Origin of the sequence: Kutzneria viridogrisea DSM 43870 (assembly GCF_000525635.1) — a bacterium.
GTDB lineage: Bacteria > Actinomycetota > Actinomycetes > Mycobacteriales > Pseudonocardiaceae > Kutzneria > Kutzneria viridogrisea.
In genome coordinates this window covers 1,477,267-1,498,398 of sequence record NZ_CP007155.1, presented here as the reverse complement: position 1 = coordinate 1,498,398, position 21,132 = coordinate 1,477,267, and the positions used below count along the sequence as shown (strand labels likewise).

General features: G+C 71.4%; 21 protein-coding genes and 1 tRNA gene. 11 read left to right on the top strand and 11 right to left on the bottom strand.

All coding sequences use genetic code 11. The annotated features are described in order from the left end of the window. Positions 1-112: 112 nt before the first annotated feature. From KALB_RS06955 to KALB_RS06940, 4 genes are all read right to left on the bottom strand, one after another. Positions 113-1,447, bottom strand: a complete 1,335-nt coding sequence (locus KALB_RS06955; RefSeq protein ID WP_025355001.1) for a tetratricopeptide repeat protein — start codon at positions 1,445-1,447, stop codon at positions 113-115. A gap of 104 nt (positions 1,448-1,551) precedes the next feature. Further along, positions 1,552-2,490 carry a helix-turn-helix transcriptional regulator gene (locus KALB_RS47500; RefSeq protein ID WP_025355000.1) on the bottom strand — a complete coding sequence of 313 codons (939 nt, stop codon included), beginning with the start codon at positions 2,488-2,490 and terminating at the stop codon, positions 1,552-1,554. Between the two features lie 161 nt (positions 2,491-2,651). Beyond that, a complete protein-coding gene (locus tag KALB_RS06945) occupies positions 2,652-3,662 on the bottom strand; it encodes a tetratricopeptide repeat protein (protein ID WP_025354999.1) in 1,011 nt (336 codons plus the stop codon). A gap of 114 nt (positions 3,663-3,776) precedes the next feature. Continuing rightward, on the bottom strand, positions 3,777-4,286 hold the full coding sequence (locus KALB_RS06940) for a GNAT family N-acetyltransferase (RefSeq protein WP_030109674.1): 510 nt from the start codon (positions 4,284-4,286) through the stop codon (positions 3,777-3,779). A 265-nt stretch (positions 4,287-4,551) separates the two neighbouring features. On the opposite strand from KALB_RS06940, the gene KALB_RS06935 reads away from it, so the two are divergent. The 3 genes from KALB_RS06935 (at position 4,552) to KALB_RS06925 (ending at position 7,131) form a co-directional block, all read left to right on the top strand. Continuing rightward, a complete protein-coding gene (locus KALB_RS06935; RefSeq protein ID WP_025354997.1) occupies positions 4,552-4,977 on the top strand; it encodes an SsgA family sporulation/cell division regulator in 426 nt (141 codons plus the stop codon). Positions 4,978-5,094: 117 nt separating this feature from the next. Further along, complete coding sequence (locus KALB_RS06930) at positions 5,095-6,495, top strand: MDR family MFS transporter (protein WP_236650193.1); 1,401 nt, start codon at positions 5,095-5,097, stop codon at positions 6,493-6,495. Positions 6,496-6,504: 9 nt separating this feature from the next. Further along, positions 6,505-7,131, top strand: a complete 627-nt coding sequence (locus tag KALB_RS06925) for a hypothetical protein (RefSeq protein ID WP_025354995.1) — start codon at positions 6,505-6,507, stop codon at positions 7,129-7,131. A 61-nt stretch (positions 7,132-7,192) separates the two neighbouring features. Here KALB_RS06925 and KALB_RS06920 read toward each other — a convergent pair whose 3' ends face one another. Next, positions 7,193-8,245, bottom strand: a complete 1,053-nt coding sequence (locus KALB_RS06920) for a glycosyltransferase (protein WP_148309378.1) — start codon at positions 8,243-8,245, stop codon at positions 7,193-7,195. A 47-nt stretch (positions 8,246-8,292) separates the two neighbouring features. After that, a complete protein-coding gene (locus KALB_RS06915; RefSeq protein ID WP_025354993.1) occupies positions 8,293-9,510 on the bottom strand; it encodes an NAD(P)/FAD-dependent oxidoreductase in 1,218 nt (405 codons plus the stop codon). A gap of 196 nt (positions 9,511-9,706) precedes the next feature. On the opposite strand from KALB_RS06915, the gene KALB_RS06910 reads away from it, so the two are divergent. Together KALB_RS06910 and KALB_RS06905 are read left to right on the top strand one after the other, a co-directional pair. Continuing rightward, on the top strand, positions 9,707-9,901 hold the full coding sequence (locus KALB_RS06910) for a hypothetical protein (protein ID WP_025354992.1): 195 nt from the start codon (positions 9,707-9,709) through the stop codon (positions 9,899-9,901). Between the two features lie 11 nt (positions 9,902-9,912). Then, positions 9,913-10,407, top strand: coding sequence for a GNAT family N-acetyltransferase (locus tag KALB_RS06905; protein WP_236650192.1), 495 nt, complete (start codon positions 9,913-9,915; stop codon positions 10,405-10,407). On the opposite strand, the gene KALB_RS06900 is transcribed toward KALB_RS06905, so the two are convergent. Beyond that, a complete protein-coding gene (locus KALB_RS06900; RefSeq protein WP_025354990.1) occupies positions 10,380-10,577 on the bottom strand; it encodes a hypothetical protein in 198 nt (65 codons plus the stop codon). The genes KALB_RS06905 and KALB_RS06900 overlap by 28 nt on opposite strands. A 135-nt stretch (positions 10,578-10,712) precedes the next feature. Between KALB_RS06900 and KALB_RS06895 the strand changes: the two genes are divergently transcribed. Both KALB_RS06895 and KALB_RS06890 read left to right on the top strand, forming a co-directional pair. Beyond that, the gene (locus tag KALB_RS06895; protein ID WP_025354989.1) at positions 10,713-12,608 is read left to right on the top strand and encodes an SDR family oxidoreductase; all 1,896 of its coding nucleotides are present in this window, start codon (positions 10,713-10,715) and stop codon (positions 12,606-12,608) included. Beyond that, positions 12,605-14,164 (top strand): AMP-binding protein, encoded by a 1,560-nt coding sequence (locus KALB_RS06890; RefSeq protein ID WP_025354988.1) that lies wholly within the window; start codon positions 12,605-12,607, stop codon positions 14,162-14,164. Before KALB_RS06895 ends, KALB_RS06890 begins: the two co-directional genes overlap by 4 nt. On the opposite strand, the gene KALB_RS06885 is transcribed toward KALB_RS06890, so the two are convergent. From KALB_RS06885 to KALB_RS06870, 4 genes are read right to left on the bottom strand one after another with little or no spacing between them, the layout of a single operon-like run. Continuing rightward, positions 14,165-14,344, bottom strand: a complete 180-nt coding sequence (locus tag KALB_RS06885) for a DNA gyrase inhibitor YacG (protein WP_025354987.1) — start codon at positions 14,342-14,344, stop codon at positions 14,165-14,167. It abuts the gene before it with no gap. A 57-nt stretch (positions 14,345-14,401) separates the two neighbouring features. After that, on the bottom strand, positions 14,402-14,920 hold the full coding sequence (def, locus tag KALB_RS06880; protein ID WP_025354986.1) for a peptide deformylase: 519 nt from the start codon (positions 14,918-14,920) through the stop codon (positions 14,402-14,404). Beyond that, complete coding sequence (locus KALB_RS06875) at positions 14,911-15,441, bottom strand: winged helix-turn-helix domain-containing protein (protein WP_042220278.1); 531 nt, start codon at positions 15,439-15,441, stop codon at positions 14,911-14,913. The genes def and KALB_RS06875 overlap by 10 nt, the downstream gene beginning before the upstream one ends. 16 nt (positions 15,442-15,457) lie before the next feature. Further along, positions 15,458-16,984 (bottom strand): helicase HerA-like domain-containing protein, encoded by a 1,527-nt coding sequence (locus KALB_RS06870; protein ID WP_025354984.1) that lies wholly within the window; start codon positions 16,982-16,984, stop codon positions 15,458-15,460. A gap of 107 nt (positions 16,985-17,091) precedes the next feature. On the opposite strand from KALB_RS06870, the gene orn reads away from it, so the two are divergent. The 4 genes from orn to KALB_RS06850 all read left to right on the top strand — a co-directional run bounded on the left by orn (position 17,092) and on the right by KALB_RS06850 (position 21,114). Beyond that, the gene (gene orn, locus KALB_RS06865; protein WP_025354983.1) at positions 17,092-17,703 is read left to right on the top strand and encodes an oligoribonuclease; all 612 of its coding nucleotides are present in this window, start codon (positions 17,092-17,094) and stop codon (positions 17,701-17,703) included. A gap of 71 nt (positions 17,704-17,774) precedes the next feature. After that, a tRNA-His gene (locus KALB_RS06860) sits at positions 17,775-17,847 on the top strand. 267 nt (positions 17,848-18,114) lie between these two features. Continuing rightward, positions 18,115-18,984 carry an MBL fold metallo-hydrolase gene (locus tag KALB_RS06855; RefSeq protein WP_025354982.1) on the top strand — a complete coding sequence of 290 codons (870 nt, stop codon included), beginning with the start codon at positions 18,115-18,117 and terminating at the stop codon, positions 18,982-18,984. 135 nt (positions 18,985-19,119) lie between these two features. Continuing rightward, positions 19,120-21,114, top strand: a complete 1,995-nt coding sequence (locus KALB_RS06850) for a HelD family protein (RefSeq protein WP_025354981.1) — start codon at positions 19,120-19,122, stop codon at positions 21,112-21,114. Positions 21,115-21,132 lie beyond the last annotated feature (18 nt).

Here is a 21,132-nt window from a genome sequence, read left to right as displayed (position 1 = left end):
GCGTGTCCGTACTTGGCGGCCGGTTTCCCAGCTGCCGGGAACTCGTACCGGAAGCGCGAACACACCGTCCCGGCAGCGCCGACACGCCGTACCGGGACGTCCGACACGCGCTTCAGGGTTGGCGCAGCTGGCGGAGCTTCAGCTGGTTGTACGGGCTGTCGGGGCGCAGGCTGACCCGCTCGCCGACCAGCACCCGCGCCTGCTCGGTGCGCCCGGACCGCAGCGCGGCCTCGACCAGGGTGCGCTGCACGACGTCGCGCTGGGCGTGGCTGCCGCCGAACTCGTGCACCCGGCGGCGCACCGGCCAGAGCAGGTCCACGGCCTCGGCGTAGCGTTCGCGGCCGAACGCCAGCAGCGCCTCGCACACCGGCAGCCCGACCCGTGCGGTCATCGCCGCGTTGGTGACGCTGCCGGAGACCTGCCCGAGGTAGCGCCTGCGGTCGGCGATCAGCTCCTCGGCGGCGCGCTCGTCCCCCGCGCCGACGTAGCACATCACCGCGTGCATGTCATTGAACGCGGAGAACGGGGTGGACATGCGCGCGGGCCAGGTCGCGGCCAGCGCGGGCCAGCGGTCGGCCACCGGGAGGTCCGCCAGGCGCATCCGCCACAGCAGGCTCGCCCCGTTGAGCACCTCCAGCAGGCCCTCCGACCCGCTGGGCGCCAGCTCCGCGTCGTAGATCGCCAGCGCGCGGTCCGGGTCACCGGCTTCGAGCAGGAACAGGCAGTAGTGCCACCAGATGTGCACGCGCATCAGGTTGGCCCCGTCCCAGTCCTCGCGGCGCTGGTCGAACAGGGTGATGCCCTCGGCGTGGCGCCCGCGCATCTCGTGGGTGTGCCCGACGGCGTGGATGCTCCACACGTCGGCGGCGTCCATGGCCATCGCGCGCAGCCCGGTCTGCTCGGCCTCCGCCCAGTGCCCGCACTCCTCCAGGCCGAAGGCGTACATGCCGAGCAGGTTCGCGAAGTGCGGGTCGGCGACGCTCCACGAGGGCAGCACGGCGCCGATCCGGTCGCGCAGCGCCCCGGCCGCACCGAGCAGGAAGTCCAGCTGGTGGCCGATCGCCAGCGCGAGGGCGTCTCGGGGCTGCCGCGCGCTGACCTCGGTCAGCAGCTCGGCGGCACCGGTCAGGTCGCCCTGTAGCAGGCGGCCCGCCGCGCCCAGGTGCAGCCGCTCGGTCTCGGTCATCGCGGCCGGGTCGGCCAGGCTGGTGAACTTGGCGAACTCGTCGGTGGTGGCCACCACGAGCTGCGGGTCGGTGCTCAGCACGGACAGGTACACGCGCAGCGCGTTGCCCATCGGCAGCAGCGGGTCCTCGGCCACGGCCCGCTCGGCCAGGTCGCCGACATCGGCGCGCAGGTGCAGCAGGGAGTCCACAGCGCGGTCGAACTCCGCCACGGCGGTGGGGGTCGCCGCCGTCAGCGGCACGCCGTGCTGATCATGACGCATCTGCCGAACGATACGGGCAGAACGGGGATCGCGGGCACCGCCGTAGTGATCATTCGTCGGAACCGGCAGTGCCACGTTCGGCGGAGGGCTCCACAGTGGACGGGCTAGAGCAGGCCGAGCTGGGCCGCCCGCACCCCCGCCTGGAAGCGGCTGCGTGCGTCCAGGCTGACCATCGCCGCGGCCATGTCGTTGCGCACCGTGCGCACGCTGACCCCCACCTGGCGGGCGATCGCGTCGTCGGTCAGCCCCTCGGCGAGCAACCGCAGCACCCTGCGGTGCCGGGGCGCCTGCCCCGCGGGCTGCGGGGTGGCCCCGCCGTAGACCGTGGTGCCCCGCGCCCACAGCTGGTCGGCCAGCGCGCACAGCGGGGCAACCGTGGCCGCAGTGCGGTTGACCACGGCCCCGCGTTCCCGCAGCACCACGGCGACGCTGCGGTCCACGAGCACGGCGTTGATCGGCAGCGTGGGCACCACCCTGGGCTGCGCACCGCGGGCGCGCAGCCAGTTGGCGTAGGCCGCGAGGCTGTGCTGGCGCACCAGCTCCGTACGCCACAGGCAGCGCAGCACGGCGCCACGGCGCAGCACGGCCTCGGCGATCAGCGTGGAGAACTCGAACGAGCCGGGACGGTGCAGCGGGCTGAGCAGCACCACCTCGTGCCGCGCCCCGGCGATCAGCCGCTCCACCAGGGAGCCGATCGCGTCCAGGCCGCCCGACTCGGGTTCGGCGGCGGCGGACTGCTCGTGCTGGGCGATGAACCGGGCGATGGCCGCCGCCTGCGGGCGGGTCACGCCCGCGCTGAGCCCCCACACCCGGCTCGCGGCCAGCGCGGGCAGCGCCAGACAGGGCTCCACCGCGCGTACCGAGGCGGCCTGTTCGGCGGAGGTGACGAGCAGCCCGTCGGCACGCAGCCGCTCCACCACCGTGCCGACCGCGGGCTCGGGCCGGTCCAGGTAGCGGGCCAGCTCGGCCACCCGCCAGCGCGGCCTGCGCAGCGCGGCCTGGTAGACGGCCTCTGCGTCCTCGTCCAGCCCCAGCCCGGTCATGCGCACACCTCGCCGACGCTCGGCGCGCGCACTCCCGAGGGCGCGGTGCTCGATGATTCGCTCGCAAGCTCGCTCACGGCCCCACCTCCGCGTCGGCATGATCAAGTGTGAGCATGCCGTGCGCGGCTGACGCGCCGCTTGTCCCGCGCTTGTGCGGTCGGTCAGCTCTCCTTGGCGAAGCACAGTGCGGCGGCGCCCACCGCACAGGCGGTGGCCAGCAGCAGGACCTCCACCGAGGTGGAGCCCAGCCGCACCTGGAAGGCCCACAACAGGGTCAGGCCCAGGCTCGCGCCGACCAGGGCGCAGGTCACCAGCATGGCGGGGTTGCGGCACGGGGCGGTGAGCATCGCCCACCGGCCGCCCGAGGGGGTGCGCACCAGCACGACCAGCGCCGCCAGCAGGACGACCACCGGCAGCGCGAGCCCGAACCAGGCCAGCGGCTGGGTCGGCCGGGGCAGGCCGGAGATCAACAGCATCAGCGCGGAGATCACGGCGGTACTGGACACCTGCCGACCGGCGTGCCAGAACAACCGCTCGGCACCTGCCCTGCCGACCGGATCGCGCCTGGGCCGGGTGGGCGTCACGGGCGGTTCGGGACGGGCGCCACCGGAGCGGGCCTGGCGCAGCCTGGTGAGCTGCGCGCGAATGCGAGCATCCCCCGGCTTGTGCCGCAGCGCGGCGCGGTAGGCCCGCTCGGCCGTGGTCCACTGGCGCAGGCGCGTCGCCGCGTCGCCCAGCACGAGGTAGCAGCGGATCTGGGCCGGGTCCAACTCGACCGCCCGCCTGGCGGCCGACAGGGCCTCGTCCCAGCGGTCGGCGGACCCGAGCGCCTCGGCCAGCGCCAACTGGCAGCGCCCGTCCGAGGGAGCCTCACGCAGCGCGTGCCGTGCCGCGGAGACCGCCTCCTCGTGCCGGTCCATCCTGCTCAGCGCGCGGCTGGCCAGCCGGTGCGCCCAGGCCCGGTCCCCGGTCAGCCGCAGCGCCCTGCGCACCGCGTCCAGCGCGGCGCCGGGATCGCCCCGGTCCAGGTGGGCGGCGGCCAGCCGGCACCACACCTCCTGCTGCCGGGGGTGCGCGACCGCCACCGGCCGGAGCAGGGCCACCGCCTTGCGCCCCTTGCCGTTGGCGGTCAGTTCCGCGGCCCGGTGCAACACCGTGCTGATGTCGGCCATCGCTTGAGTCCTCCCGCACGCCGGACCACAGGCAACCGGGTCCAGTGTGTCAGCAAGATCACCAAATGACCGTTTTCCGCCTTACCGGCGTGTCACGCCACGCGGTACCGCCGTTCAGCCCAACCGATGCTCGAACAGGACGGTGTCCCAGGTGCGGCCGAACTTGTGGCCAACCTCGGTCAGCCTGCCGACCTCGCGGAAGCCCAGCCTGGTGTGCAACCGCAGCGAGGAGGGGTCACCCGAGTCGGCGACCACGCCGATCACCCGGTGCGCACCCCATTCGCGGCAGGCCTCGAGCAGGTCGGTGTAGAGCTGACCGCCCAGACCACGTCCGCGCGCGGCCCCCGACAGGTAGATGGTGCTCTCCACGCTGCGGCGGTAGGCGGGCCGCGTGCGCCAGGGCGAGCAGTAGGCGTAACCGAGCACGACCCCGTCCGCCTCGGCGACCAGGAACGGCAGACCGGCGTTTACAACGTTGTCGAAACGCGCGCGCCACTGCTGCGAGGTGGGCGCTTCCTGCTCGAATGAGATAGCGGTGGACTCCACGTACGGGCGATAGATCTCCGCCACCGCGGCCAGATCCTCAATGGTTGCGGAACGCACTTTGCAGCCGGTGTCAGCCATCTGGTCATCATGCGCCCGAGTCACCGAAGGGCCGACACATGACCCCGGTCACAATCACCACCCCTTGCCGTTCCCCTGAATAGGTCATCTCGGCGCACTTTCGTACGGTGAATCACCGTTCCCCCTGGACCCACCCCCAGATGAGTGACAGATTGGAGCAGCAAAGCCGCCTGGGGGCGACATTGAGTGAACGTGGACAGGATCTGGAGACGACGGTGCCACTCTTGGCCGCGTGCAGGTGTCGGGAAGCTGAGGGGTGAACACGATGCGTAACGACCACATGACGCTCCGCTCGATGGCGGTGCTGGACCTCCTGGTGCCCGATGCACCTTCGGTCCCCGTCGAGGTCGAACTCCGCTACGACACCCGTGACCCGTACGCGGTGACAGCCGCCTTCCGCTCCGGCCCCACCGGCTGGGTGGAGTGGTGCTTCGCCCGCGACCTGCTGGCCGACGGCCTGATCGCCGAGGCGGGCACCGGGGACGTGCGCATCCGCCCCGCCGTGGACGACGTCGAGCTGGTCGTGGTCGTGGTGAGCTCCCCGGCCGGCCTGGCCATGTTCGAGGCCTCCGCGCAGGAGCTGGCCGACTTCCTGGACCGCACCTACGACGTGGTGCTGCCGGGCACGGAGAACAGCTGGGTCAGCGTGGACGACGCGCTGACCACCCTCATGCCGCACGACCTGGCCTGATCCCCGAACCGGGAATACCCGGTTGCCTCCTCTGGTTGAATGTTTTGTTGCTACAACCAAACGTTCTGCCAGGGGGTCCCCGCCGTGCCCGCACGCCGTCTGAGTCCGAAGATCGTCGTGAGTGTCGTCTTCGTGGCGGCCATGTTCCTGAACATCCTCGACACCACGATCATCAACGTCGCCCTGCCCACCATCAGCGCCCAGTTCGGCGTCGCACCCACCGAGACCGGCACGATCGTGGTCGGCTACCTGCTCAGCCTGGCCATGGTGATCCCGGCCTCCGGCTGGCTGGGTGACCGGCTGGGCACCAAGCGGGTCTTCCTGTTCGCGCTGGCCGTGTTCACCCTGGCCTCCGCCCTGTCCGGGCTCGCGCAGAACCTGCCGCAGCTGGTCGCGTTCCGCATCCTTCAGGGCGTCGGTGGCGGCATGCTCGCCCCGGTCGGCATGGCGATGCTGTTCCGGGTGTTCGCCCTGCACGAGCGGATGCGCGCGATGCGCGTGCTGATCCTGCCCACCGCCGTGGCCCCAGCGCTGGGGCCGGTGCTGGGCGGGCTGTTGGTGGACACCCTGTCCTGGCGCTGGGTGTTCTACGTCAACGTGCCGATCGGCATCGCCGCCTTCGTGTTCGGCCTGCTGCTGCTCACCGAGTACCGCGAGCCCACCGCGGGCCGGTTCGACCTGGCCGGTTTCCTGCTGTCCGGCTCCGGTTTCGCGCTGCTGATGTACGCGCTGACCGAGGGCGCCTCGCAGGGCTGGACCTCCCCGGTCATCCTGGCCACCGGCCTGAGCGGGCTGGTGCTGCTGGCCGTGATGGTCGTGGTGGAACTGCGCGTGCCCGAGCCGATGCTGGACCTGCGCCTGTTCGCCGACCGGATGTTCCGCACCATCAACGTGATGACCCTGATCTCCACGGCGGCCTTCCTCGGCGTGCTGTTCGTGTTCCCGCTGATGTACCAGGACGGGATCGGCGCCTCCGCGCTGGACACCGGCCTGAACACCTTTCCCGAGGCCGTCGGTGTGATGCTCGGCACGCAGGTCGCCAGCCGGATCTACACCCGGTTCGGCCCGCGCAGGCATATCGCGATCGCACTGGTGAACACCGCGGCGAGCATGGCCCTGCTGGCCACGATCGGCCCGGACAGCCCGCGCTGGGTGGCCATGCTGATCATGTTCTACCTGGGCGTGTCCATCTCCAACCAGTTCAACCCCGGCCAGACCGCCGCCTTCGCCACGCTGCCCGCGCACAAGACCGGTGGGGCCTCCACCCTGTTCAACTCGGGCAGGCAGGCCGGTGCCGCGATCGGCGTCGCGGTGCTGGGCAGCGTGCTGGCCGCGGTCGGCACCCCGGCGCACGCCGCGGGCGGCACCCCGGACCTGACCGCCTACCACGTGGCCTTCCTGGTCGCCGCCGCGCTGTCGCTGGCGGCCGCGGGCTACGCGCTGCTGATCCGGGACAAGGACGCCGCCTCCACCATGACGGCCGCCGCCCAGACCGCCGCCGAACCCGTGGCGGCATGATTCTGGTTCGTGAGCGAGCTTGCGAGCGAACCAACCAGCACTGCCCGCCGGGTCCTCGCCCGGCTGGCCACTGAAGTACTCGCGCCCTGGGTCTGGGTGTGCGCGCTGCCGATCGCCATCGCGTGGCACGCCACCCAGGCCCTGCTGCCCACCGTGCTGTGGGGCGCGCTGATCGCGCTGACCGGGTCGCTGATCCCGATGGCGATCATCGTGCGCGGGGCGCGCGGCGGCCGCTGGGACGGCCACCACGTGACCAACCGCGAGGGCCGCTGGGTCCCGCTGCTGGCGTGCATCGCCTCGCTGGCCACCGGCTGGGTGCTGCTGCTGGTGTTCGGCGCCCCGCGCGAGCTGATCGCGCTGACCGCCGCGATGCTGGGGACCCTGATGATCAGCCTGGCGATCACCTTCGGCGCCCGGTTCAAGATCTCGATCCACGCCGCGGTGTCCGCGGGCGCCGTGGTGATGCTGGCCATCGCGTACGGCCCGTGGCTGCTGCTGGCGGGCCTGCTCGCCGTGCTGGTCGCCTGGTCACGGGTGGAGTTGGCCGACCACACCACCGCGCAGGTCCTCAGCGGCGCCGCCCTCGGCGTGATCGCGGGCGGCCTGGTCTACTTCGGCGTCATGGCCCTCCCCTGACCGACATGTCATGAAAGTGCCGTTCGAGACACTGGATGTCTCGAACGGCACTTTCATGACATCAGCGGGGGCCGACCGGCAGCTCGGGCATGCCGAAGGCCCGCAGGAAGTTGCGCATGATGCCCGCGCCGAGCTCGGGGTCGGACAGGTTCATCGGGTGCACGGCGGTGCAGGCCGCACCGGGCTGGGCCATGGCCTCGTCCACGGCGGTCCGCAGTGCCTTGGTCGCGGTCTGCGCGGTGTACCGCTGCGCGACCCAGTCCCGCGCGGCCGCGCGCACCCCGTCCTCGTCCGGCAGCCCGTCCACGACCATGGACAGCGCGGCGTCGGCGAGCATGGTGGGCCGCTGGTCGGGCAGCTGCCAGGTGCCGGGGGCCTCGAACAGCTCCTGCCCGCCGCCGGCCGCGTAGCCGAGGACCAGGCAGCCCGAGGCGAGCGCCTCGGCGATGGGCAGGCCGAAGCCCTCGTACAGGCCGAGCGCGAGGAACACCGAGGACTCGCCGAGGATCCTGGCCACCTCGGTCTCCGGCAGGCCCTGCAACGCGACCAGCTCGACCCCGGCGCTGCGCGGGTCGGCGCGCAGCGCGCGTTCGAGCAGCTTGGCCTCCAGCGGGCGCTTGCGCGGCATCCAGGCGATGCGCCGCACCCGTTGGGCCGCGGGCCGGAACAGGTCCAGGTCCAGCGGGTTCGGGATGAGCGAGCAGGGCAGCTCGGGCTCGGTGGCGGCGAGCACCTCGGCGCTCTCCTGGGAGACGACCCAGACCCCCGGTGCGGGCTGCCAGCCGGGATAGGGCTGGTCGGGCTCGAAGTTGAGGTAGCTCAGGAAGTGGTTCTGGTTGAAGATCACCTTGCGGGCGCCCGGCGCCGGGTCAACCCCGGGCCGCACACCGCCCTCCGGCACGACGAGCAGGTCGTGCTCGGTCAGCGCCAGTTCGGCCCCGTACAGGCGGGGTGCGGGGCTGTCGAACCACCCGTAGCGGTAGCCCTCGGTGGGCAGCCACACGAAGGCGTCCACCCCGGCCTCGACGAGCAGTTCGACGTGCCGGTGCAGGACGCGGACCCCGCCCATCGGCGAGGGGAACTCAGGAACCGGATAGACGACACGACTGCGCACGACCAACCCCCAAGAATTTCAACAATCGGTGAGTTGATCGTAGCGATCTAGTCCAGGGCATTGAGCTCCGCGGAAACCAGCTGACCGAGGTCCACCACGGCCTGCCGGTCCACGAGGGCCGAAAGGGCGTCCCCGTCGTCCCACATGTTCACGTTCATGGCCGCACGGACCCGCCCCCCGCGCAGCCAGAAGGCGATGAACTCGCGGGCGGCCAGATCCCCGCGCACCACCAGCTGATCCCGCTCGAGATCGGCCAGCCCCCGGTACTCCAGGCCCAGGTCGTACTGGTCGGAGAAGAAGTACGGGCTGGACGCGTAGGTGGCGCAACCGCCGACCAGGTTCGCCGCGACCAGCGCGCCCTGGTCCTTGGCGTTGGCCCAGTGCTCGACCCGGACCCACTGCCCGTAGCGCGGGTGCTGGTGCGCGGCGATGTCGCCGACGGCGAACACGTCCGGGGCGGAGGTGCGCAGCATTGCGTCCACCGCGACCCCGCCCGCGGCCAGCTCCAGCCCCGCGGCGCGCGCCAGCTCCACCCGGGGCGCCGCGCCCACGCCCAGCACCACCAGGTCGGCGGCCAGCTCGGTGCCGTCGGCCAGGCGCACCGCCCGCACCCCGTCCCGGTCGCCGACCAGCCCCGCCACCTCGGCGCCCAGCCGCCAGTTCACCCCGTGTGCGGCGTGCAGGTCGCGGAACACGGCGGCCACGGTCGGCCCGAGCGCGCGCAGCAGGGGCAGCGGCTGCGAGTCGACCACGATGACCTCCGCGTCGTGGGCCCGCGCGGCGGCCGCGACCTCACAGCCGATCCAGCCCGCGCCCACGATCACCACGCGGGCCCCGGCGACCAGTCCGTCGCGGATGGCCAGCGCGTCCTCCACCGTGCGCAGCACGTGCACCCCCGACACGCCGTGTACCGGCACGGGCGGGGTTCTCGGCCGCGAGCCGGTGGCCAGCAGCAGCCGGTCGTAGCGGTGCGGCACCCCGCCCGCGACCACCACCCGTTCGCGTGGCCGGATCTGGCTGACCTCCGTGGACGGCAACAGGTCCACGTGCTTGTCCCGGTAGAAGTCGGGAGTGCGCACCAGGTCGGGGCGCTCGGCACTGCCCAGCAGCACCCCCTTGGACAGCGCGGGCAGTTCATAGGGTTGGTGCTTTTCCTGGCCGATGAGCAGGACCTGACCGCCGAAACCGTTTTCCCTGAGCGTGGCGGCGGCGGTGGCGCCCCCCAGACCCGATCCCACGATGACAATGCGTTGCAATTCGATCATCTTCATCCTCTCGAGTGACAGTTGTGACCCCATTCGTGCGAGGCTTGCGGGTGGTGTGGCCCGTCCGGCAGGTCGCCTTCGATTGAAGCGCGAAACCCGCGTCACGTCGTCGGCCGAAGCGCGTCACACCGCAGCGAGCGCCCGCGCGAGTGGTCCGGGAACTGCACTGACGCAGACTGACTGGAGGTCGGAGGACATGGACCGCAAGGAGTGGTTGGTGACCTGCCGAGACGTGGCTGGCCGACGCCGGGATCTCACGGTGTTCGTCAGCCAGGGACACGTTGTGGTCGTCGCGCCGCCGGGCGAGACGGCGGTGCTGGCCCCGCTGGAGGTCGGCCGCCTGCGCGCGGCACTGCGCGACGCCGTGGTCAACGCATCGGACGCCCCCTGAGCCCCGAACTGGTGATCCGCCCCGGCGGCCCGGCCGACAGCCAGGCCGTGCTGGGCCTGCTGGACGAGGCCGTGCGCTGGCTGGTCGCCCAGGGCCGCACCGGGCAGTGGGGCACCGAACCGTTCTCCACCAACCCGACGCGGGTGGCGACCGTGCGGGGCTGGATGAACGGGCAGTCCTGGATCGCCGAGGCGGACGGCCGGGTCGCCGGCGCGCTCGCCGTCGGCGAGGCCCTGTCCTACGTGCCGCCCGCCGACGTGCCCGAGCTGTACATCCGGGGCCTGGTCGGCGGCCAGTTCCCCGCCGCCCGCGGAGCCGGGCGCCTGCTGCTGGCCCAGGTCGAGGCCGAGGGGCGCAGGCTCGGCGTCACCCGGCTGCGGGTGGACTGCTACGCCGGGGACGACCGCGCGCTGGTCGCGTTCTACGAGTCGGCGGGCTTCACCGCCACCGACCCCTTCACCGTGGGTGACTGGCCCGGTCAGGTGCTGGAGCGCCGCCTGCGCTGACGCCGCAGGGCCGCGCCGACGAAGCCCAGCCACACCAGACCCGCCAGCCCGATCGTGATCCAGCCCACGCGCAGCGGCGTGTCCTCCACCGAACTCGCGCTGATCACCGCGCAGACGACCGCCAGCAGACCGAACAGCAGGTGCACGGGCTTGGCCTGGAACTCCTTCACGGGGCGATGGTACGGGCCGGGGGTGCCATGAAAGTGCCGTTGCTGGCGTTGAGCGCAGTGAACGGCACTTTCATGGCATGCCCAGGCTTCCTACTCGCGGGTAGGTAGTGGCATTATCTGAACCAGGGAGGTGTCATGAGCAGCTACTTCGTCACCGGCGGCACCGGGTTCATCGGCAGGCGCCTGATCGGGCGCCTGCTGGCCCGCCCCGGGTGCGACACCGTGTACGTGCTGGTCCGGCCCGGGTCGAGGGGGCGCATCGCGGAGATCGCCTCGGCCTGGCCCGCCGCGGAGAAGGTGGTGCCGGTGCCGGGGGACCTGACGGCCCCGGGCCTGGGCATCGCCGAGACCGACCTGCCCGACCGGGTCGACCACGTGATCCACCTGGGCGCGGTGTACGACATGCGCACCGGGGACGAGCTCAACGAGGCGGTCAACGTGCGGGGCACGGCACACGTGATCGAGTTCGCGGCTCGTGTCGGCGCGGGCTACCTGCACCACGTGTCCTCGGTGGCGGTGGCCGGTGAGCACGAGGGCCCGTTCCGGGAGACCGACTTCGACCTGGGCCAGCGGCTGCCCTCGCCCTACCACCGCACGAAGTTCGAGTCGGAGAAGCTGGTTCGCGAGCAGGACTCGGTTCCCTGGCGGGTGTACCGCCCGGCCGCGGTGGTCGGCGACTCGCGCACCGGCGAGATGGACAAGATCGACGGGCCGTACTACTTCTTCCCGGCGCTGACCGGGGTCGCCAAGCTGCCCGGCTTCCTGCCGCTGGTCGGCGCCGACCTGGGCGCCACCAACCTGGTTCCGGTGGACTACGTGGTCGAGGCGCTGGACCGGCTCCTGCACGCCGAGCACCCCAGCGGCAGCACCTTCCACCTGACGGCCCCGCGCCCGCAGTCCCTGGTGGCGGTCTACAACGCGCTGGCCAAGGCCACCGGCGCACCCAGGATCGTGGCCAGCGCGCCCTCCCGGCTGCCCACCGCGAAGGCCACCCGCAGGCTGACGGGTTCGGTGGCGCGCAGTGCACGGCGGGTGCCGGGACTGCGCTCGGTGTTCGGGATTCCGCCGGAAGTGTTGCCACACCTGACTTTCACGGCGGAGTTCGACTCCACGGCGACCCGTGCGGCGCTGGGCGATCTCGAAGTACCGGAGTTCGACTCCTACGCCAAGGTGCTGCTCGACTACTGGTCGCGGCACCTGGACCCGCTGCGCGCCCGCAGGCCGGGGCCACGCGGTCCACTGGACGGCAAGCGCATCGTGATCACCGGCGCCTCCTCGGGCATCGGCCGCGCCACCGCCTTCGCCGTGGCCGGGCTGGGCGCGATCCCACTGCTGGTGGCCCGGCGCACCGAGGAACTGGAGCAGGTCCGCGCGGAGATCACCGGACGCGGCGGCTCGGCCTTCGTGTACCCCTGCGACCTGACCGACACCGAGTCGGTGCGCACCCTGGTCAAGCGCATCCTGGACGAGCAGCCCGCGGTGGACATGCTGGTGAACAACGCGGGCCGCTCGATCCGGCGCTCGCTGTCGCGCTCGCTGGACCGCCAGCACGACTTCGAGCGCACGATGGCCATCAACTACTTCGCCCCGGTGCGGCTGATCCTCGCCCTGCTGCCGCACTTCAAGCAGCGCAGGTTCGGCCACATCGTGAACATCTCCTCCATGGGCGTGCAGACCAACACCCCGCGCTTCTCCGCCTACCTGGCGTCCAAGGCGGCGCTGGACGAGTTCAGCGCGGTCGCCGCCACCGAGACGCTGGGCCACGGCATCACCTTCACCACGGTGCACATGCCGCTGGTGCGCACCCCGATGATCGGTCCCACCAAGGTGTACGACCGGTTCCCCGCCGCCAGTCCCGAGCAGGCCGCGGCGCTGGTGGTCCGCGCGCTGGTCAAGCGGCCCAAGGCGGTGAACAAGCCGTTCGGGGTGTTCGCGGCGCTGGGCTACGCGCTGGCGCCCAAGCTGGCCGACCGCCTGCTCAACGTGGTGTACCGCGTGGTCCCCGAAGGTCGGCAGCGGGACGCCTCGTGAACGCGGTGCGCGAACTGGTCACGTTGGTACGCGCGGGAATCGTGCGCCCGATGCGGCCGGACCGCCTGCTCGGCGTGGTCGGCGGCTACCTGCGCTGGGACCTCACCCTGCCCTTCGGCTACGCCGTGGGCGCGGCACGGCACCCGGACCGGATCGCGATCATCGACGAACTGGGCAGCCTGAGCTATCGCGAGGTCGAGGAGCGTACGACCCGGCTCGCGCACGGGCTCACCGGCCGGGGCGTGCGCGCGGGCAGCACCGTGGGTCTGTTGTGCCGCAACCACCGCGGGTTCATCGAGGCCGCGATGGCCTGCGCGAAGCTGGGCGCGAACACCGTGCTGCTCAACACCGGGCTGGCCGCGGCGCAGTTGCGCGCGGTGCTGAGCGACCAGCAGGTCACCACGCTGATCGCGGACGAGGAGTTCGCGGGGGATTTCCCCGGCGTGACAACGGTTGTCGCGTGGACGGACGGACCGCCCGACCAGGGCACCCTGCAAGGGCTGATCGACTCCTCGGCGGCCACCCCGTTGCCAAGGCGCCCACCGCGCGGGCGGCTGATCGTGCTGACCTCCGGCACCACCGGCACGCCGAAGGGCGCCCGCCGACCCGAACCGGCCAGCCTGTCCCCCGCCGCCGCACTGCTGTCCCGGATCCCCTTGCACAGCGGTGAGGTCTCACTGATCAGCGCCCCGCTGTTCCACACCTGGGGGCTCGCGGCGTTCCAGATCGGTGTGGTGCTGGGCGCCACGTTGGTGCTGCACCGCAGGTTCGACCCCAAGTCCACTGTGGATTCCTTGGCCAGCAACAAGTGCACGTCACTCTTTGCGGTACCGGTGATGCTGCAACGGATCCTGGACCTGCACGGGGCGCCACGTCCCCTGCCGGCGCTGCGCGTCGTGGCCTCCAGCGGTTCGGCCCTGCCCGCCCCGGTGGCCCAGCAGTTCCAGCGCGAGTTCGGGCCCGTGCTCTACAACCTGTACGGCTCCACCGAGGTCTCCTGGGCGACGATCGCCACCCCGGAGGACCTGCACGCGGCCCCGTCCACCGCGGGCAGGCCCCCGCTGGGCACCCGCCTGGCGATCCTGGACGAGGTGGGGGCACCTGTGCCGCAGGGCGGTGTGGGCCGCATCTTCGTGGGCAACGACATGCTGTTCGAGGGCTACACCAACGGCTCGGGCAAGGAGGTCCGCGAGGGCCTGATGTCCACCGGGGACCTGGGGCACCTGGACGCCGAGGGCAGGCTGTTCGTGGTCGGCAGGGACGACGAGATGATCGTCTCCGGTGGGGAGAACGTGTACCCGCGCGCCACCGAGGACGCCATCGCCGCGCTGCCACAGGTGCGTGAGGTCGCGGTGGTCGGGGTGCCCGACGCCGAGTTCGGCCAGCGGCTGGCGGCCTTCGTCGTACTGACCGAGGGCGCCGAATTGACCGCCGAGTCAGTTCGGGACCACGTGCGCGGCAGGCTGGCGCGCTACTGCGTGCCGCGTGAGGTGACCTTCCTGGACGAGCTGCCGCGCAACTCGACCGGGAAGGTGCTCAAGCGCCTGCTGCGCTGATCACGCCGCGCGCCAACTGGCCGCCGCACGCACCATGTGCGTGGGCAGCCAGGTGCCCAGGTCGGTGACCAACGGGTCCACCTGCCTGCCGTGCCACTCGCGCTGGCACTGGTCGGAGCAGAAGAAGTCGGACGGGGACTGGGCTCGGTCGGCACCGCAGATGGTGCAGGGCGTTGACATCCGGATTGCCTCCCCACGGGGTCGTATGTCCACCATGGACACTAGGACCCCTTTGGGTCAGCCGTGTTTCACGCGCGTGTCGACTCCGAACCAGTCCGACTCCCGCACCTGGCGCAGCGCCTGCCGCCGGGTGGCCTTGTCCAGCCGGTCCAGGTACAGCATGCCGTTGAGGTGGTCGGTCTCGTGTTGCAGGCAGCGGGCCATCAGCCCCTCGCCGCTGACCTCCACCGGCTCGTTGTCCGCGTTCACCCCGCGCACCACCGCGTACATCGCGCGCTCGGTGGGAAAACCCAGGCCAGGCACGGACAAGCAGGCCTCCGGCCCGTCCTGCCGCTGTTCGGAGAGCTCCACGACCTCCGGGTTGAGCACGTAGCCGATCTTGCCATCCACGTTGTAGCTGAACGCCCGCAGGCCGACCCCGATCTGCGGTGCGGCCAGCCCCGCGCGGCCCGGCCTGCGCACGGTGTCCAGCAGGTCCTCGACCAGCGCGCGCAGCGACTTGTCGAACCTGGTCACCGGATCTGACGGGCTGGTCAGCACCGGGTCGCCGAAGTAGCGGAGGTCTTTCACGGACATGGCTTCTCGTTCTCCAGGGGCAGTGGGACCGGGAGCAGTGGGAACAGTCGGACGACACCGGCCACCGGGCCGGTGCCTGGACGGGGCGAGGCGTACCGGGCGAGCACCGCGCGGATCTCCGCCGCCACCTGCGGAAGCTGATCGGGGCTCAGGTGCAGCACGGCGCTGAACGCCTCGTCCTGACGCCACTGCTCAGGCGCGTTCGCACGGCCCTGCTGCCAGCGCCGGAAGCCCTCGTCCTCCAGTTCCCTGGCCAGCCGGTCGAACTGCTCGGCTGCCACTGCCGCCCGCTCGCGCAGCCGCCACGGGCGGACCCGGCCGCGGGCGCCCGCGACCTCCTCCAGGTAGCCGTGCTTGGCCAGTTGGCGCAGGTGGAAGGAACACAGGCCGGAGCTCTCGCCCAGCTCGCGCGCGGCCTCGGTGGAGGTCAGCGTGCCGCGCTCGGCCAGCAGCGCCAGCAGCGCGGCCCGCACCGGGTGCCCGGACAGCTCCTCCTCGTCCACGTTTGCAAAGCCTGCCACTTTGCAAACGTCTGCGTCAACGCCGTTTGCCGGTGCCGAACAGGCCGCGGGTGATCTCCCGGCCCAGCGCGCTGCCCGCGGAGCGCAGGAAGGACTTCACCGCCGGGCTGCCCAGCACCTGGCCGAACAGGCCCGGCTCGTCCCTGTCCTGCTTGCGGGGCTGCTCCGGCTCAGGTGCCGACTCCGGCTCCTGCTGTGCGGGCGGGGTCACCTTGGCCAGCAACTTCTCGTACGCCGACTCCCGGTCGATGGTCTCCGCGTACTTGGCCGCCAGCGGGGAGGCCCCGGCCGCCTGCTTGATCGCGTCCGCGCCGATGGAGGCCATCAGCGACCTCGGCGGGCGCAGCCTGGTCCAGGCCACCGGCGTGGGCGCGCCCTGCTCGCTGAGCACGGTGACCACGGCCTCGCCGATGCCCAGCGAGGTCAGCGCCTTGCTCAGGTCGTAGTGCGGCGTGGTCGGGTAGGTCTTCACGGTCTGCGCCAACGCCTTCTGGTCGTCCGGGGTGAAGGCCCGCAGCGCGTGCTGCACCCTGGCGCCGAGCTGGGACAGCACCGCGTTGGGGATGTCGGTGGGCAGTTGCGTGCAGAAGAAGACGCCCACCCCCTTCGAGCGGATCAGCTTCACCGTCTGCACGATCTGCTCCAGGAACGCCTTCGAGGCGTCGGCGAACAGCAGGTGCGCCTCGTCGAAGAAGAACACCAGCTTCGGCTTGTCCAGGTCACCCTCCTCGGGCAACTCGTGGAACAGCGCCGCGAGCAGCCACATCAGGAAGGTGGAGAACAGCGCGGGCTTGCCCTGCAACTCGGCCAGCTCCAGCAGGCTGATCACCCCGCGCCCCTCCTCGGAGCGCATCAGGTCCGCGGGGTCCAGCTCCGGCTCGCCGAAGAACGTGTCCCCGCCCTGCGACTCCAGGTTGAGCAGCGACCGCAGGATCACGCCCGCCGTGGCCGAGGACACCCCGCCCAGCCCCTTCAGGTCCTCCTTGCCCTCGTCGCTGGTCAGGTGCTGGATGACCGCCCGCAGGTCCTTGGTGTCCAGCAGCGGCAGGCTCCGCGAGTCCGCCCAGTGGAAGATCAGGCCGAGGGTGGACTCCTGGGTGTCGTTGAGCCCCAGCACCTTCGACAGCAGGATCGGCCCGAAGCTGGTGATCGTCGCCCGGATCGGCACACTGGACCCGCCGGTTCCCAGCGACAGGAACTGCACCGGGAAGCCCGCGGCCGCCCAGTCGTCCCCCGTCTCCTGCGCCCGCTTGGCCACCTTGTCCCCGCCCGCGCCCGGCGCCGACAGCCCGGACAGGTCCCCCTTCATGTCGGCCATCACCACCGGCACGCCCGCCGCCGAGAGCTGCTCGGCCATCAGTTGCAGGGTCTTGGTCTTTCCGGTGCCCGTGGCGCCCGCCACCAGGCCGTGCCGGTTCAACGTCGCCAGCGGCAGTCGCACCCTGGCGGTGGCCTCGGCCCTGCCGTCCACTACCGCCGCCCCCAGCTCCAGTGCCCCACCCTCGGTGGCGTAACCAGCGGTGATCTCCTCGAATGCGGACACTGCGGCCTCCTGCGGGTTCCACCGATCGGCGCAATCGAGGGTAGACAGGACGGCCCGATCGCGCGCGTTCAGCCGATTATGGCCCGTGGCGGTCTAGGCTCTGCTGGGTGACTGATCGTCTGGTGTGGATTGACTGCGAGATGACCGGGCTCGATCTGGGCAAGGACGCCCTGATCGAGATCGCCGCCCTGGTCACCGATGCCGAGCTGAACGTCCTTGGCGAGGGCGTGGACGTGGTGATCCACGCCGATGACGCCGCGCTGGACGGCATGCCCGACGTGGTCCGCCAGATGCACGCCAACTCGGGCCTCACCGAGGAGGTACGCCAGTCCCCGATCACCCTGGAACAGGCCGAGCAGCTCGTGCTCGACTACATCCGCCAGTACGTGCCCGACCCGCGCACCGCCCCGCTCGCGGGCAACTCCATCGCCACCGACCGCGGCTTCATCGCCCGCGACATGCCCGCACTCGACGCGCACCTGCACTACCGCATGGTCGACGTGTCCTCCATCAAGGAGCTGTGCCGGCGCTGGTACCCGCGCATCTACTACGCGCAGCCCGGCAAGGGCCTGGCCCACCGCGCGCTGGCCGACATCCGCGAGTCCATCCGCGAACTGGCCTACTACCGCGGCACCGCCTTCGTGCCCCAGCCCGGCCCCAGCAGCGAACAAGCCCAGGCAGTGGCCGCCGAACTGCTGCGCGCCGACGGGATCGGCTGACCCGTTTTTGAGCCTCGGCGGGCGTGCGCTACGCTATGCCAGTCGCCGCCGGAGACGGTCGGCAGGACATGGTGGGTGTAGCTCAGTTGGCAGAGCACTGGGTTGTGATCCCAGGTGTCGCGGGTTCAAATCCCGTCACTCACCCGAGAAAAGGGGACCGGCGCTGCTCGCGCCGGTCCCCTTTTCCTATGACTGTGGGGCTCTCGCCCCACGCCCCAAGCCAGGAGGGCTCCGCCCCCTGGACCCCCGGACCGGTTTTGTAACGGCGTTTTAGTTTTGATCACAATACGCGGAATCCGTCAAGGGGGTCGCGTCAGAGCGGCTATTCCGATTGAAGTCAAGGGGGTTTTCGCCTTCTTCCCCGGGCGAGGCGTGTGGTATTCATGAAATACGCGAGAAGGGGGAGCGAAAATGCAGTCAGGTTGGTTCGTGGATGAGCGGTGCACCAACTGCGACGTCGCCCGGCAGTTGGCGCCCAGTCTGATCGGTGAGGTGGCGGGCCGTTCGGAAGTGCTGCGCCAGCCACGGGACGAGGCGGAGGAGCGCACGCTGCACGCCGCGGCGTACGCCTGTCCCACCAGGTCGATCCGCCGCCACGCGCGCGGGTTGGACCCGGAACTCGACCCGTACCCGCTGCCGCTGACCGAGGGCGCGTACCTGTGCGGGCACAACTCGACGCGGACGGCGGGGGCCAATTCCTATCTGCTGCGACGCCCCGGCGGAAACCTGATGATCGACACTCCACGGTGGAGCGAATCACTGGCGCAGCGATATGAGCGGTTCGGACCGGTGACCGAAGTCCTGCTTACTCATCGGGACCACGCGGCACACGGTCGGCGTTATGCGGACCGATTCGGCGCGCGGCTGTGGATTCACGAAGGTGATCTCGAAGCGGCCCCGGACGCGGACGAGGTCCTGACCGGGATCGAGCCGATCGAGGTCGCCGAGGGCGTGGTCGCGCACCCGCTGCCCGGGCACACCGAGGGCAGCGTGCTGTACGTCGCCGACGAGCGGTCCTGCTTCAGCGGGGACAGCCTGTACTGGTCGCGCACCACCGCGGACGTGGAGATCGCGGAGAGCGTCACCTGGTACTCGGTCGAGGCGCTGGCCGCCTCGCTGGAGCGGTCGGTGGACGGGCTGCGCTTCGAGTGGCTGTTCCCGGGCCACGGGGACCGCAGGCACCTACCGGCGGCCGAGATGAGCAGGCGCCTGCGGGGACTGACCGAGCGGGTCAGGGCCATGCGGCCCCAACCAATCGACTTCACCGCCGTCCGCTGGTGACCGAGTAGTGGCGTGAAGGTGGCTTTCACTGCGCTGGGCGCAGTGAAAGCCACCTTCACGTCACCCCAGCCGCCGAAAACAGTTCGCCGCGATGAGCAGCCCTCGGTAGTCTGCCCCGCCTTGGGGGGACGAACCGTGAGCTCGCACGCCGAAGAAGAACTCCGCGCCGAACAGCAATACCTGGTCCACGCGCACGCGTGTCTGCGCAGCAGCCGCGCGCAACTACTCGAACTCGCCGAGCGCGCCCGCGCGCGTCCGGGGGACGAGGAGGCGGTGGCCTGGCTGGAGTGGCGGGCCGAGCAACTGCGCGACGAGAACAAGTCGCCGCTGTTCTTCGGGCGCATCGACGGCCCGGAGCCGCGGCCCTGCTACATCGGACGCCGCCACGTCAGTGACGAGCAGGACGAGCCGGTGGTCATCGACTGGCGGACCCCCATGGCGGCGCGCTTCTACCGGGCCAGCCCCGGGCAGCCGATGGAGGTCACCCGCAGGAGGCGGTTCGGGTTCGCCGCCGACGGGGCGCTGACCAGCTTCGACGACGAGCCGCTGACTGAGAATTCAGTCAGTGCAGGGCTGAGTGAGCTGGTCATCGCCGAGATCGAGCGCACCCACGTCGGACCGATGCGCGACATCGTGGCCACGATCCAGCCCGACCAGGACGAGATCGTGCGCACCGAACTGGCCAGCACGCTGATCGTGCAGGGCGGTCCGGGCACCGGCAAGACGGCGGTCGGCCTGCACCGCGCCGCCTACCTGTTGTTCGAGCACACGAAGCTGCGGCGCAGCGGGGTGCTGGTGGTGGGGCCGAACGACCTGTTCGTGCGCTACATCAGCCGGGTGCTGCCCGCACTGGGCGAGAGCCAGGTCGTGCACCTGTCGGTGGACGAACTCGTTGCGGCGAAGCGGAAACCGGTACCGGAGGCGGCGGAGGTCGCGGCGCTGAAGGGCGACGCGCGGATGGCACAGGTGCTCGCCGCGGCGCTGTGGGCGGGCGTGCGCTTGCCCACCGAGGACACGGTGGTCCGCGAGTCGAGCCCCTACGTGCGGATCCACCCGGAGACCGTGCGCGAGCTCAGCGAAGACCTGGTGGCACAACGGGTTCCGGTTGCACGGGCCAGGGCGCACCTGATCGAGCGGATCACCGCGCACGTGCGGCGCGAGCTGGAGACGCGGGGACACGCCCCCAGCGACGCGGACATGCGGCGGATCGCCCGCGCGAAGTCGGTGCGCGAGCTGGCCGCCTCGGTGTGGCCCACGGTGAACCCGGCCCAGGTGCTGGTCGACCTGTTCTCCGACGCCGACCTGCTCGGCCGCGCCGCCGAGGGCGTGCTCACCGCCGAGGAACAGCGATTGTTGTTGTGGCCCAGCGCTCCCGCCTCGGTCGGCCGGGCGAAGTGGTCGCTGGCGGACCGCTTCCTGCTCGACGAGCTGGCCAGCCTGGTCGAGCCGCCGACCCGATTCGGCCACGTGGTCATCGACGAGGCCCAGGACCTGTCCCCGCTGCAACTGCGCGCGATCATGCGCCGCTGCGTGGACTCGGCCACCCTGCTCGGGGACATGGCGCAGCGCACCACCCCGTGGGCGGCGGGCAGCTGGCGGGCGGTGGCCGAACACCTGGGCGTGCCGAGCCGGGTGCTGCAACTGACGACCAGCTACCGGGTGCCGCGCGACATCGTGCGGGTGGCCAACTCCCTGCTGCCGGAGATCTCCCCCGAGCTGCCGCCGACCGTCTCGGGACGGCACGTGCCGGGCGCGCTGGAGGTCCAGGCCAGCGAGGACACCGCGGACTCGCTGGTGGAACTGCTGCGGGCCGCCGAGCAGCACCCGGACAGCGTGGGCGTGGTGCTGGCCGACGACCGGTTCACCGCGGTCCGCAGGCGGCTGGCCGCGGCGGGCATCACCGCCGGGCTGCCGCACGAGGACGAGGCGGAGCACAAGTTCTCCCTGGTGCCCGCGAGCCTGGCCAAGGGCCTGGAGTTCGACCACGTGGTGGTGCTGGAGCCGGAACTGATCACCGCCGCCGGGCAGGACGGGCTCCGGCTGCTCTACATCGCGCTGACCCGAGCGATCTCCAGGCTGACCATCCTGCACACGGGTGAACTGCCCGCCGCGCTCGCCGCCGCTCGCTGATCTCCGGTTCGAGCCGCC